12 protein-coding genes are annotated in these 13,479 nt (G+C 64.9%); 3 read left to right on the top strand and 9 right to left on the bottom strand.

The window, feature by feature from the left end:
- Positions 1 to 19 precede the first annotated feature (19 nt).
- On the top strand, positions 20 to 811 hold the full coding sequence (gene mazG, locus Q0897_RS10700; RefSeq protein WP_299309424.1) for a nucleoside triphosphate pyrophosphohydrolase: 792 nt from the start codon (positions 20 to 22) through the stop codon (positions 809 to 811).
- A 9-nt stretch (positions 812 to 820) separates the two neighbouring features.
- On the opposite strand, the gene hflX is transcribed toward mazG, so the two are convergent.
- The 7 genes from hflX to dusB all read right to left on the bottom strand — a co-directional run bounded on the left by hflX (position 821) and on the right by dusB (position 10,287).
- A complete protein-coding gene (gene hflX, locus Q0897_RS10695; protein ID WP_299309423.1) occupies positions 821 to 2,140 on the bottom strand; it encodes a GTPase HflX in 1,320 nt (439 codons plus the stop codon).
- Positions 2,141 to 2,149: 9 nt separating this feature from the next.
- Positions 2,150 to 2,722 carry an RNA chaperone Hfq gene (hfq, locus tag Q0897_RS10690; RefSeq protein ID WP_299309421.1) on the bottom strand — a complete coding sequence of 191 codons (573 nt, stop codon included), beginning with the start codon at positions 2,720 to 2,722 and terminating at the stop codon, positions 2,150 to 2,152.
- Between the two features lie 163 nt (positions 2,723 to 2,885).
- Positions 2,886 to 4,268 (bottom strand): sigma-54 dependent transcriptional regulator, encoded by a 1,383-nt coding sequence (locus Q0897_RS10685; RefSeq protein ID WP_299309420.1) that lies wholly within the window; start codon positions 4,266 to 4,268, stop codon positions 2,886 to 2,888.
- A 65-nt stretch (positions 4,269 to 4,333) separates the two neighbouring features.
- Complete coding sequence (locus Q0897_RS10680; RefSeq protein ID WP_299309419.1) at positions 4,334 to 6,610, bottom strand: ATP-binding protein; 2,277 nt, start codon at positions 6,608 to 6,610, stop codon at positions 4,334 to 4,336.
- A gap of 43 nt (positions 6,611 to 6,653) precedes the next feature.
- A complete protein-coding gene (locus Q0897_RS10675) occupies positions 6,654 to 8,153 on the bottom strand; it encodes a sigma-54 dependent transcriptional regulator (RefSeq protein WP_299309418.1) in 1,500 nt (499 codons plus the stop codon).
- Complete coding sequence (locus Q0897_RS10670) at positions 8,150 to 9,265, bottom strand: ATP-binding protein (protein WP_299309416.1); 1,116 nt, start codon at positions 9,263 to 9,265, stop codon at positions 8,150 to 8,152. The genes Q0897_RS10675 and Q0897_RS10670 overlap by 4 nt, the downstream gene beginning before the upstream one ends.
- Entirely contained in the window at positions 9,262 to 10,287 is a 1,026-nt protein-coding gene (gene dusB, locus Q0897_RS10665) for a tRNA dihydrouridine synthase DusB (protein ID WP_299309415.1), read from the bottom strand. The genes Q0897_RS10670 and dusB overlap by 4 nt, the downstream gene beginning before the upstream one ends.
- Before the next feature lie 73 nt (positions 10,288 to 10,360).
- Between dusB and Q0897_RS10660 the strand changes: the two genes are divergently transcribed.
- On the top strand, positions 10,361 to 11,530 hold the full coding sequence (locus tag Q0897_RS10660; protein ID WP_299309414.1) for a bifunctional 2-C-methyl-D-erythritol 4-phosphate cytidylyltransferase/2-C-methyl-D-erythritol 2,4-cyclodiphosphate synthase: 1,170 nt from the start codon (positions 10,361 to 10,363) through the stop codon (positions 11,528 to 11,530).
- 12 nt (positions 11,531 to 11,542) lie between these two features.
- On the top strand, positions 11,543 to 12,043 hold the full coding sequence (locus Q0897_RS10655; RefSeq protein WP_299309412.1) for a CinA family protein: 501 nt from the start codon (positions 11,543 to 11,545) through the stop codon (positions 12,041 to 12,043).
- On the opposite strand, the gene Q0897_RS10650 is transcribed toward Q0897_RS10655, so the two are convergent.
- On the bottom strand, positions 12,004 to 12,465 hold the full coding sequence (locus tag Q0897_RS10650) for a type II toxin-antitoxin system RatA family toxin (protein WP_202084719.1): 462 nt from the start codon (positions 12,463 to 12,465) through the stop codon (positions 12,004 to 12,006). The genes Q0897_RS10655 and Q0897_RS10650 overlap by 40 nt on opposite strands.
- A 7-nt stretch (positions 12,466 to 12,472) precedes the next feature.
- Positions 12,473 to 13,447 carry a lipoyl synthase gene (lipA, locus tag Q0897_RS10645; protein WP_299309410.1) on the bottom strand — a complete coding sequence of 325 codons (975 nt, stop codon included), beginning with the start codon at positions 13,445 to 13,447 and terminating at the stop codon, positions 12,473 to 12,475.
- Positions 13,448 to 13,479 lie beyond the last annotated feature (32 nt).

Below are 13,479 nucleotides of genomic sequence, written 5' to 3'. Positions count from 1 at the left end.
TCGGTTTGGAGGAAAGGGTTTGGAAAACGCCGCCTCGGCACTTCTCGATCTGTTGACGGTGATGGCCAAGCTGCGCGATCCGGAGAGTGGCTGCGCCTGGGATCTCGCACAGGATTTCGAAAGCATCGCCCCCTACACGATCGAGGAAGCTTACGAGGTCGCCGATGCCATCGCGCGGCGCGACATGGGCGATCTGTCCGACGAACTCGGTGATTTGCTTCTTCAAGTCATATTCCACGCACGCATGGCAGAGGAAGAAAATCTGTTCGACTTCGCGCAGGTCGCGAGTGGCATCGCGGCCAAGATGCGGCGGCGCCATCCCCACATCTTCGCCGACGACAGCACACAGGTCAGCGCCAACCGAAACTGGGAAACGGTCAAGGCCGAGGAACGTGCGGCCAAGGCCCAATCGGGGGCTCTCGATGGTGTGGCGCTGGGCCTGCCGGCGTTGATGCGGGCCGAAAAATTGCAGAAACGCGCCGCGCGCGTCGGGTTCGACTGGCCCGACGATCGCGGCGCCGCGGCAAAACTAGCCGAGGAAATTCAGGAATTCGACGCCGCGCAAACCGATGCGGAGCGCGTGGAGGAGGCGGGCGACCTGCTGTTTTCGGCCGTCAACCTCTTGCGCAAACGCGGCATAGACCCCGAAGAGGCCTTGCGCGCCGCCAACCGCAAGTTCGAGCGGCGCTTCACCAACATGGAGCAACGCGCTGCCCATGAAGGCCGCGCATTCGACACGCTCGACCTCCACGCGCAGGAGCAGCTTTGGCAAGCAGCGAAGCGCGATGAAAAGAATGAGGCCGAGCGTTAAGTCATTCTTCTAAAGACTTGAAAAACGGCCATATTCGATCGGTCCCAAGCGCACCGTCATCGCGGTTTGCGGGCCATCGTCGCCCTCACCCGCCGCGGCTTCGGACAGAACCTCGCCATGTGCATGGAGCCAGGCGATCCGCTGCCCGTCCTTGGTCGGCAACAGAAACTCGTACACGCGCGCATCCTGCGTAAGTCGTTCCGCGATCGCCCGCTCGAGCCTGTCGACACCCTCACCGGTCAGCGCCGAAATCGGGATGATCGGCGTGTCGTCTTCACGGCCGGCAATCTCGCTCAGCTGCTCCTGCCGATCGGGGGAAAGCCTGTCCCACTTGTTCCAAGCCTCGATCACCGGAATCTGCAGGCCATCCCCCTCCTCCGCGTTGATGTCGAGGTCGTGCAGAATCTGTTCGACCTGCTGCTTCTGTTCCTCGGCGGCGTCGCTCGACATGTCGCGCACGTGGACGATGACATCGGCGCCCGTCACCTCCTCCAGCGTGGCGCGGAAGGCGGCGACAAGCTGTGTCGGCAGGTCGGAGATGAAACCGACCGTGTCCGAAAGGATGATCTTCTCCACCGCAGGCAGCGACACCGCCCGCATCGTCGGGTCGAGCGTTGCGAAAAGCAGGTCCTCGGCCATGACCGAAGCGCCGGTCATGCGATTGAAAAGCGTCGATTTTCCGGCATTCGTATAGCCGACCAGCGCCACCACGGGCCAGGGCGCCCTTCCCCGCCGCGCCCGGTGCAAGGCGCGGGTCCGGCGTACCTGCTCCAGATCGCGGCGCAGGCGGGCCATGCGATCGCGGATCATCCGGCGATCCGCCTCGATCTGCGTTTCGCCCGGCCCGCCGAGGAAGCCATAGCCGCCGCGCTGCCGTTCGAGGTGGGTCCAGCTGCGCACGAGCCGCCCCGCCTGATAATCGAGATGGGCAAGCTCCACCTGAAGACGGCCTTCGGCCGTCGCCGCGCGCTCGCCAAAAATCTCGAGGATGAGCCCGGTGCGGTCGATGACCTTGCGCTTGAGTTTCTCTTCGAGATTGCGCTGCTGTATCGCGGACAGGGCGCCGTCGACGATGACGAGCTCGGCCTCCTCCATCGTGCAGGCGGTATCGATCCGCTCGATCTGACCGGCGCCGAAAAGGGTCGCGGGGCGCACCTCGCGGATGGGGATGACGAAACTGTCGACCACCTCGATCCCGATGGCAAGCGCCAGCCCCCGCCCCTCCTCGAGGCGGGCCTCCGGGTCGGCGATATGGGCGGTGCGGATGTCGGGCATGACCACGACGGCGCGCGCGCCGCGGGTCACTTCGCCGGTAATGTCGTCGCTCAAGATGTCGGCCTAAGCATCGTCGCCATCTTCGTCCCAGTCGCCGCTCAGATCCACGTGGCTGACCGGCTGCACTGTCGACACCGCGTGTTTGTAGGCAAGCTGCACATAGCCTTCGCGTTCGAGCAGCATGCAGAACAGGTCATAGGCCGCGATGCGCCCCTGCAACATGACGCCATTGATGAGGAACATGGTCACATGGACCCCCGCCTCGCGCACGGAGGTCAGGAAAACGTCCTGCAACTGGCGCTTGCCGCGGACGGCGTCGTCCATTTCGAACTGTTCGGCGTCCATCGGCACGGTGGGCATGATGGTGGAAATGGCGTGCTTGTAGACAAGCTGCGACTGTCCGTCGCGGCGCAGCAGGATCGAGAAATTGTCGAACCAGGTGACGATCCCCTGAAGCTTCACGCCCTTGACCAGGAACATGGTCACCGGGGTCTTGCTGCGACGGAGCTGGTTCAGGAAAAGATCCTGAAGATTCTGGCTGCCCTTGGCGGCGCTTTTCTTCGCGGGCTTGGGCGGCGCGGGGGGCGCAGGCGGTGCGGGGGGCGGTGTCTTGATGCTCAATGTCTTGCCGGCCATGATCTTTTCCTTTTTCTTGGCGTGCGGGATTGCCCCCGCCGCAGTCTGGCCGGATGGAACCGGCCGAATCATTGCGTGTTGCGCAGGTGCGAATCTCTTTCACGCTGCGCCGCACCAATTCTATTTGGCCAAAGCCCCGAAGCGCAAGTGGTTCCCCGAAACGCTATTCCTGATCGTCGCGTCGTTCATTGATGCCGAGCGTCTTGAGCTTGCGGTGGAGAGCGGAGCGTTCCATCCCGATAAAGCTCGCCGTGCGGGAGATATTGCCCGAAAAGCGCCGGATTTGGATTCGCAGATATTCGCGCTCGAACTGTTCGCGGGCCTCGCGCAGGGGGATGCCCATCATCGCGGTCAGCCCGGCGCTGTCCTCGCCATTGTCGCTGGTGAGCTCGGCGGGGAGCATGTCGGCCTCCACCCGCGTGAATTTCTCGCGCGGGGTCAGGATGACCGTCCGCTCGATCACATTGCGCAGCTGCCGGACATTTCCGGGCCAGTCGTAGCTTTGCAGCACCGCCATCGCGTCGTCGCTCACCTCCGGCGGGGTCAGACCCTGCTGATTGGCGTAGCGGGTGAAGAAATGCGTGACGAGCACGGGAATGTCCCGCCGCCGCTCGCTCAGCCCCGGCACCGCGACCGGCACGACGTTGAGCCGGTAGTAGAGATCCTCCCGAAATCGGCGTTCGGCGATCGCCTGCTCAAGATCGGTCGAGGTCGAGGATGCGACCCGCACGTCGACGCGCAATTGCCGGTTGCCACCCACGCGCGCGAAGGATTGATCGGTCAGCACGCGCAGGATCCGCGCCTGCGAGGATTCGGGCATGTCCGCCACCTCGTCGAGGTAGAGCGTGCCCCCGTCCGCCGTCTCCAGCAGTCCCGTGCGCACGAGGCGCCCGTTCGATTCCTCGCCGAAAAGCTCCTGCTCGAACCGTTCGGGGGTGATGCGGGCGGAATTGACGGTGACGAAGGGCTTGTCCGCGCGATTGCTCCATTGATGCAGCAGGCGGGCGGCAACTTCCTTGCCCGCACCCGCGGGGCCGGTGATGAGCACGCGGCTGCCGGTATTGGCGACGCGTTTCAACGTGGCGCGCACGTTGTTGATCGCGCTGCTGTTGCCGTTGAACTCGGCAAAGCCCGCCTCGTCATCCTGTTTCAGGCGCATGTTTTCGCGGCGGAGGCTCTCTGTCTCGGTCGCGCGGGCGACCATGAGCAGGAGCCGCTCGGATTCGAAGGGTTTCTCGATGAAATCGACCGCGCCGCGCGACACCGCGGCCACGGCGGTCTCGATATTGCCATGACCGGAAAAGATGATGACCGGAAGGTCGGGTTCGCGCGCCTTGATCGCGTCGAGCACCTCCAGCCCGTCCATCGGCGAGCCGTGCAGCCACACGTCGAGCAGCACCAGCGAGGGGCGGCGTTCGTCGATCGCGGCGAGCGCGGCGCGGCTGTCGCCGGCGGTGCGGCATTCGTAACCTTCGTCCGAAAGCACGCCCGCGACCAGTTCGCGAATATCGCGTTCGTCGTCGACGATGAGAATATCGAGAGCCATTCAGCGTCCTTGCATGTCTTCAGTTGCGGCTTGCACCGTTCGCCCCAATGTCGTTCGGACCCATATCATTCGGTATTGTCCCGTTCGTCCGCTGCCGCAGCCCCGGCAAGCGGTTCGCGCGCAAAGCGAAGCCGGACCCGCGTGCCCCCCTCCGACCCGGCTTCGAAAGCGATGTTTCCCCCGTGTTCGCCCACGATCTTCTGCACGATGGCGAGACCAAGGCCCGTGCCCTTTTCCCGCGTCGTCATGTAGGGCTCGACGATATTGCCGCTGTCCTGCGGCAGGCCGACGCCATTGTCGGCGACGATCACCGTCACCCCCGCACTGTCGGCGGCGATCGACACCTCTATCAAACCTCGATAGCCGGAGCCATCTTCCTGACGTGTTTCAACGGCTTCTGCCGCGTTTTTAAGAACATTCGTCATGGCCTGGCCGACCTGGTGCCGGTCGCATTCGATGACCGTGTCGCCATCGCTCGCGATATAGCGATAGGCGATTTCCGGGTGCGCCACTTCCTGAAGGAAGAGCGACTGCCGGATCAGCTCGCTGATGTCCTCGTTCCGGAAATTCGGCTTGGGCATGCGGGCGAAGGAGGAAAACTCGTCCACCATCTTGCGCAAATCGCCGACCTGCCGGATGATCGTCGCCATCAACTCGTCGAACAATTCTGTGTCCTGCTCGACCTGCCTGCGGAAACGCCGGCCAAGACGTTCCGTCGCCAGCTGTATCGGCGTGAGCGGGTTCTTGATTTCATGCGCGATGCGGCGGGCCACGTCCGACCAAGCCGCGCGCCTCTGGTCGAGCAATTGCCGCGTGATATCCTCGAAGGTGAGTACGTGGCCATGCTGCGTCTCGGCCAGCTTGACCGCGAAGGTGCGCGTGTCGCCGCCGCGCGGATACTGAACGATGCCCCCGCCCCGCCCCTGCGCGACCAGCGCATGCAATTGCGGCGCGATGTCGAGGAGCGACTGCCCGATGGCGGAGGTTTCGTCCTGGCTGCCGAGCATGGTCTGCGCCGACCCGTTGATGAGCAGGATGCGCCCGTCGCGATCGACCGACACGATACCGGCGGTCGCCGAATCGAGCACGGCTTCTGTAAACGCGCGCCGCTCGTCGAGCTGCGCATTGGCGCCGATCAACGCATGGGTCTGCTGCTCGATCTGCTCCGTCATGCGGTTGAAGGCGCGGTTGAGCTGTCCGATCTCGTCGCTCCCCGTGCGACCGGCGACGCGCATCGCGAAATTGCCGGCACCCACCGTACGCGTCGCGGCGAGAAGTTCGGCAAGCGGCGCGACCTGCCGATCCGCAAAGCGCAGCGCGAACCACACCGCGAGCCCGACCAGCATCAGCGATACGATGAGCAGGGCCATATTGAACTGCAATTGGAGCAGGCGTGCGCGGCCCGTAATCTGATCGTAGTTTTCCAGCACGCTTTGCGCCCGCTGCCACTGCATGAGCGACCGGGCATCGGAATCGCGGGCGGTGTAAAGATAGATCCCCGCACTGAGATCGAGGGGCGTCACCGCCTCGAGCCGCTCCGCCGTGGAGCTGACCACGACGGTTTCGCCCGCGATCAGGCGTTCGAACACCTCTGGATCGATCGCGCCGGGGTCGGTCGATTCGTCGGGATCGACGATGGCCGCGGTGCGCACCACGCCGTCCTCCCCCCGTTCCAGAATGGCGGATTTGTCGAGTTCACGCAGGATGACCTGCCGCGTGAATGCCTCCGCGAATTCAGGATTGGTGAGCGAAACCTGCGACAGGTAGAACCGGATATCGTCGGCCATCGCGACGCTCTTGTCGCCGACATCGCGGAAATTTTCCTCGTAATATCCGCGCGCCAGCTGGTTCGCATCCTCCAGCATGCCGCGCGACCGTTCCGAAAACCAGAATTCGACCCCCGATTGAAACAGCACCGAGGCGAACACCACGACGAGCAAAGTCGGAACCGCAGCGAGGAGCGAGAAGAAGAACACGAGCCGCACGTGCAGCTGTCCGGTGCTGCCCATCTGTCGCAACGCCCGGCGCAGGGCGAGCCGCCGCCCCATGAGCACGAGCAGCCCCATCCCCGGCACCAGCGTCGCGACGAGCAGCGTCGTCGTCGTCACCGTCGGCAGCAATTCGCCGGGCGTGTCGCTCCCGTCGAGCGTGGACCACCCGCTCACCACCACGGCGATCAACGCCACCGACGCCGCGATTTCGAGCAGCGCGAACCCGTTCGCCCGGTGCCAGAAAAGTGCGACCTGCCGCCGCCCGCGCGCCCAGAAGGACGCACCATGCGGCGCCGCCTTTCCGACGTCGGACTGCGTATTGTCGAGAGTCATGTCGGGCGTGGCATCCATCGTGGCCGGGATACAACACTGCTGTGGCTGAATGGCAAGTGACTTATGGTTGCAAAATTTGCCGCGAAGACGTGCCGGGCGCACCCCGCCCTGACAGCCCATCGACATCGATGCCCAGCTCGTTCACCCGCTTGCGCAGGGTGTTGCGATTGATGCCGAGCATTTCCGCCGCGCGGAGCTGATTTCCACCGGTCGTGCGCAAGGCGTGTTCGAACAAGGGCTTCTCGAATGCGGCCAGCGCCGAGGCGTAGATGTCGCCATTGGCCGGCTCGTGCGCCGCCATCCAGCGGCCCAGCGCCGCCTCGAAACCGTGATCGCCGTGTTCGCCCGCGTCGATCGCGCCCTGCGGCGGTGGTACGGGTGCAGGACCGCCCGTTTCGTCGAGCAGCGCGCGAACCGCACCGACATCGATCGTTTCCTCGCGCGAAAACAGGACCAGGCGATAGATGAAATTCTTCAATTCGCGAACGTTGCCGCGCCAGTATTGCTGCGAAAGGAGCGTCGCGGCCGCATCGGAAAGCCGGTGCCGCGGAAGCCCGTCCTGCGCCGCGCCATTGAGGAAATGCGTGGCGAGCGCCGCCACGTCCGCGCCCCGCTCGCGCAGGGGGGGCAACTTCATCGGCACCACGTTCAGGCGATAGAACAGATCCTCACGAAACTTCCCCGCCTGGATCAGCGGGCCGAGATCGCGATTGGTGGCCGCGATGATCCGCGCGTCGATCGCTACCTCCTCGCGCCCGCCGACGCGCAGGATCGTCCCTGATTGCAGCGCGCGCAGCAGTCGTGTCTGCGCCTGCATCGGCATGTCGCCGATCTCGTCGAGGAAAAGCGTGCCGCCGCGCGCCTGCTCGAACTTGCCGGCATGACGGGCCACCGCCCCGGTAAAGGCGCCCTTTTCATGGCCGAACAGCTCGGATTCGATGAGTTCAGCCGGAATGGCGGCCGTGTTCACCGCGACAAACGGGTTGCCGCGCCGCGAGCCGAGCTGATGGATGGTTTCGGCCACGACTTCCTTTCCCGTGCCCGATTCGCCGAGGATCAGGACAGTGAGGTCGTTGCGCAAGACGCGGGTGATCATGCGGAACACGGCCTGCATCGGGGGCGACCGGCCGATGAGCGGCAATTGCGTCGTTTCGCCATCGGTGCCGGCATCGTGCGCCGCCTGGGCTTGCGCCCCGGCCCGCTCGCTGATCGCCTGAAGCGCGGCGCGCACCAGATCGTCGAGGTCGAAGGGTTTTGGGAAATATTCGAACGCACCCGTATCGGTCGCCCGCACCGCGGTATCGAGCGTATTCTGCGCCGAGAGGATGATGACCGGCATGTCGGGATGGCAGGCGCGAACCTCGCCGAGCGTCGCAATCCCGTCGCCATCTTTCAGGATCACATCGGTCAGCAGGATTGCGAAACGCCCGTCGCGCAGCGCCTCGTCGCGTGCGGCAATCGTCTCGCATCGCACGACGCGCAGGCCCTCGGCCTCCAGCGCCGCGGAAATGACGATAGCAATGGAATTGTCATCCTCGACCAGAAGAACCGGATCGGTCATGGCGTCGTTCTTTCGGGCTGTTCCGACAGGGTGTGCGAAAGCGTGCCGGCAACGGGCAGGTGGATCCGGAAATGGGTCAGGCCCCGTGCCTCGTCCCGGTCGTGCGTGATGCGCCCGTGCATGTCCCGGACCATCTTGCGGACCAGCGCCAGGCCGAGCCCCTGCCCATGTTGTTTCGCGCTGACGAAAGGTTCGAAGATATGCGCGCGCAGGGCCGGATCGATCCGGGGGCCGTTGTTGCTGACCCGGATTTCGATGGGCAGGCGGATCGGCGCATCGCCGCCCCTGGGGTGAAGCTTGATCCCGCTGGCGAACTTGGTGCGCAGCATGATGACCGGATCCTTTTCCCCGCGCGAGGCGTCGGCCGCATTGCTCATCAGGTTGAGCAGGATCTGCACGAGCGCATTGACGCTGGCCATCACTTCGGGAAGCGAGGGGTCGTAATCCTCGACGATGCGAATATGGGGCTCCGACATTTCGAGCACCGCGCGCGCCCGGCGCACCGCCAGATGCAGGTTGATCGGTTCGGACGGGTCTGAACTCTTGCGACTAAGCGATTGCATCTGATCGATAAGTGCGGCGATGCGGTCGACCTCGCTCGCGATGAGGCCGGTCAGCTCGCGTCCCTCCTCGCCGAGCCTTCGCGCGATGAGCTGCGCCGCGCCGCGGATGCCGGCAAGCGGGTTCTTGATTTCATGGGCGAGGATTTCGGGCGCACGCAGCATGCTGTCGTCGCCGTCCGGTCCCGCCGCCCCTTCGAGCGCCTCGACCTCCACCGGGCGGATCAGCGTGAGAACGCGCCACCCTGTCCACCCGAACACCGGGGCGAGCGAGACGTGTACCGGCCCGGCGACGTGTCCGCCGACCGTCGCGCTCACATCGCGCGCATTTACGCGCACTTCGCTGTCGGCCATCATTTCGATGAGGCGCGGTTCGACAAAGGTGATCGCATCGGACAATGCCCGCCCGACGAGCCGCCCTTCCCCCTGCCCCAGCAGGATTTCGCCCGCCGTATTGACCCTGTGAATGGTCAGGTCGGATCGCAGGAGAATGACGGCGTGCGGAAGGCTGGCGAGGATCCGGTCCGCGCCGGGATCGGGCGCGTGGTTCACGCCGCTTCTTGGGCAAGTTCGTCGTCGAACTTCGTTTCGTAGAAGGCGCGCAGGGCGGCCATGACCGCATCGGGATCGTCGATGAAATTGACGCGATTGCGAAATTCGGCAGAGCCTTGGAGACCCTTTGTATACCAGCCCAGATGCTTGCGCGCCATCTTGACCCCGGTATCGCTCCCATAATGGTCGAGCATGCTTTGATAATGCTCTGAAATCAGGGCGAATTGTTCGGGTAGGGTCGGATCGGGCCGCACGTCGCGCCCGGCGAGCCAGTCCATGATCTGACCGAGCAGCCATGGCTTGCCATAGGCGCCGCGCCCGACCATCACGCCATCGGCGCCGCTTTGCGAGAGGGCCATCGCGGCCTCCTCGATGCCGTTGATGTCGCCATTGGCAATCACAGGGATCGTGACCGCGTCCTTCACCTTGCGGATGAAGGCCCAGTCCGCGCTGCCCTTGTACATCTGGTTGCGGGTGCGGCCGTGCACGGTGATCATTTTCGCGCCGAGATCCTGCGCGATGCGGGCCAGTTCGGGTGCGTTGAGCGCGTTGTGATCCCAGCCCATCCGCATCTTCACAGTCACCGGAACGTCCACCGCCTTCACCGTCGCCTCGATCAGCGAAGCGGCCAGCGGCACGTCCCGCATCAGCGCGGAGCCCGCATCGCCGTTCACGACCTTCTTCACCGGGCAACCCATGTTGATGTCGATGATGGCGGCGCCGCGATCCGCATTCAGCTTCGCCGCCTCCGCCATTTCCGCAGGATTGCAGCCGGCAAGCTGAAGCGAGACCGGCTCCTCGACCGGGGCCCATGCGGACTTTTGCAGGGATTGCCGCGTTTCGCGAATCATCGCGGGGCTCGCGATCATTTCCGTCACGTTCAGCCCCGAACCAAAGCGCCGCACGAGCGTGCGAAACGGACGATCGGTCACGCCGGTCATCGGCGCCAGGATCACCGGTTCCGCAATCGTGACGGGGCCGATGGCAATGGGGGCGAGCTTGGGGGGCTGTGGATGGGTCATGAAAAGTGCCTATTATTTAAGCACGGCGCATAGTCGATTGCCGCCAGCGCGGCAAGGTTGTAGCGCGCCTGCCATGCGCAGCGAAGAACAGCGAACATTTGCCGCCGTCATCGTCGCGGGCGGGAGCGGGACGCGCGCGGGCCTTCCGGTGGCGAAGCAATATGCGGCCATCGGCGGGACCACGATGCTCGGTCTCGCCGTCTCGCGGATGCGGGAGGCGGGCGCCGATCCCATCGTGGTCGTCGTCCCGGCGGGCGAGGAAACCACCGCGCGCGCCGCGATCGGTGCGTGTGACGGCCTGCTCTTCGCCGCCGGTGGTCGCACGCGGCAGGAATCGGTGCACGCCGGCCTCGAACGGCTGTACGAGCTGGCGCCGTCGCGCGTGCTCATCCACGATGCCGCCCGGCCCGATCTGCCGTGCGAAGTCGTGACGCGCCTTCTGCGTGCGCTCGACGATGCGGCGGGGGCCATTCCGGTGTTGCCCGTCGCGGACAGCATGATCAGCGCCGAGGGCGACATGCGCGGTGCCATGCTCGACCGCGCAACGCTGCGCCGGGTGCAGACGCCGCAGGCCTTTCACTTCGCGGAAATCATCGCCGCGCACCGCAGCTGGTCGGGGGACGCGGTTGCCGGCGACGATGCGGAGGTGCTGGCCAGGACCGGGTGCGCCGTCGCGCTCGTCGATGGGGACACCCGGCTGCGCAAGCTGACCTGGCGCGACGATTTTCCGGAGGCGAACATGGACCGAACCGCCGAAACCATCCCCACCTTCCGCATGGGGAACGGTTATGACGTGCACAGGCTGGTTCCCGGCGACGGGCTCTGGCTGTGCGGTGTGCATGTGCGCCACGATCGGGCGTTGTCGGGGCACAGCGATGCCGACGTGGCGCTGCACGCGCTCACCGATGCGATTCTGGGCGCGGTGGCGGCGGGCGACATTGGACAGCATTTCCCCCCTTCCGACCCGCAATGGCGCGGTGCTGCCTCGCACCTGTTCCTGACCCACGCGGTCGGGCTGGCGCGGGAATGCGGCTATCGCCTTGCGAATGCGGATCTGACCCTTATCTGCGAACGACCGAAGATCGGCCCGCACCGCGATGCGATGCGCGCCCGGCTCGCCGAACTTGTGGGCGCGGAGATCGGCGCCATATCGGTAAAGGCCACGACGACCGAACGGCTGGGCTTCACCGGGCGCGGCGAAGGGATCGCGGCGCAGGCCAGCGTTCTTGTGACGCGCTGCTGAAAGGACGATACGATGGATAGCATGCTTTCCCCCGACATTACCGAGCTTGCCCGCCGGGTGGTGGAGGAAAATATCCGCATCGGCCGGACCGTCGCGCTTGCGGAAAGTTGCACCGGCGGGCTCGTCGGGGCCGCGCTTACCGAAATTGCGGGGTCGAGCAAGGTGCTCGAACGCGGCTTCATCACCTATTCGAACGATTCGAAGATGGAACAGCTACAGGTGCCGAGCGATCTTATCGAAACCTTCGGCGCGGTCTCGGTGGCCGTCGCCTGGTCCATGGCGCAGGGTGCGCTGGCGGCCTCCCGTGCCGACGTCGCGGTGTCGATAACGGGCATCGCCGGGCCGGAAGGCGGGAGCGAGATGAAGCCGGTTGGTACGGTCGTATTCGCCCGCGCGATCCGCGGACAGGCGGATGATGAACCCACGGCGGAGCTGAAACGTTTCGACTGCCGGACCCGCGCCGACGTCCGGCATCAGGCCACGCTGTGCGCGCTCGAGCTGCTGTTGCCGTAAAGTTCTTCGGCGCGTTTTTCGAACGCGCCCACCATCTTGCGAAATGCGCGGTCGAGATATGTGCCGGCGAGCGCCTCGAAAATCGGGTTCTTGAACGCGAAATCCACGCTGAAATCGATGCGGCAGCTGTCGGGGCCGGTCGGCTCGAAATGCCACAGGTTTTCAAGGTGGCTGAGCGGCCCCTCGATATATTCGACCTTGATGTCGTGCGGCGCATTGCGTGTCACGCGCGAGGTGAACTTTTCGCGCAGCGCCTTGAACCCCACCATCATGTCCGCGATCATCACCGTGCCGTCGTCGGACCGCACCCGCGTCGCCACGACCCATGGCAGGAATTGCGGATAGCTTTTCACATCCGCCACCAGCGCAAACATGCGGTCGGCGCTGTAGGGCAGCTCTTTGGATTCTCGAATACTGGGCATCGGTCGTTCAGCGTGCCTTGCGACCCGGGATTTTCGCCGGCGTCGTCGCGGCCTTGGCGAGCTTCGCCTCGCGCGCGGCGCGCATCTCGGCAAAATCGTCGCCGGCGTGATAGCTCGACCGCGTCAACGGGCTCGACGCGACCTGCAGGAAGCCCTTCGCCCGCGCGATTGCGCCCAGTGCGTCGAACTGCTGCGGCTTGACGAAATCGACGACCTTCGCATGTTTCGGCGTCGGTTGCAGATATTGCCCCATGGTGAGGAAATCGATGTCGGCGCTGCGCATGTCGTCCATGACCTGATGCACCTCGAGCCGTTCCTCGCCCAGTCCCAGCATGATGCCCGACTTGGTGAAGATCGACGGGTTGCGGTCCTTCACCTCCTCGAGCAGGCGGAGCGAATTGTAATAGCGCGCACCGGGCCGGATCGTGGGATAGAGCCGCGGCACGGTTTCCAGATTGTGGTTGAACACGTCCGGGCCGGCCTCGACGATGGCGGCGATCGCGGCCTTCATCTTGCCGCGGAAATCGGGGGTCAGGATTTCGATCGTGGTGTCGGGCGCGGTGCGGCGCAGCGCCTCGATCACTTTCACGAACTGCCCCGCGCCGCCGTCGGGCAGGTCATCCCGGTCGACCGAGGTGATAACGATATGTTCAAGGCCGAGCGCGGCGGCGGCATCGGCGGTATGCTGCGGCTCGCTCGCATCGACCATGCGCGGCATGCCGGTCTTTACGTTACAGAACGCGCACGCCCGCGTGCACACATCGCCGAGGATCATCACGGTGGCGTGTTTTTTCGTCCAGCATTCGCCGATATTGGGACAGGCCGCTTCCTCGCACACGGTGTTGAGCTTGAGATCGCGCATGAGCTTGCGCGTTTCGGCATAGCCCTTGCTCGTGGGCGCCTTCACCCGGATCCAGTCGGGCTTGCGCCGGCGTTCGAGCTGCTGCGGCGAGAGGTCGGAATTTGCTGCGATGTCGTCCATGTCCGCCCACATAGTCGTCCCGCTTGCCACGC

This window comes from uncultured Croceicoccus sp. (genome assembly GCF_947496385.1).
Lineage (GTDB): Bacteria > Pseudomonadota > Alphaproteobacteria > Sphingomonadales > Sphingomonadaceae > Croceicoccus.
This window is presented reverse-complemented; position numbering and strand designations above follow the sequence as displayed.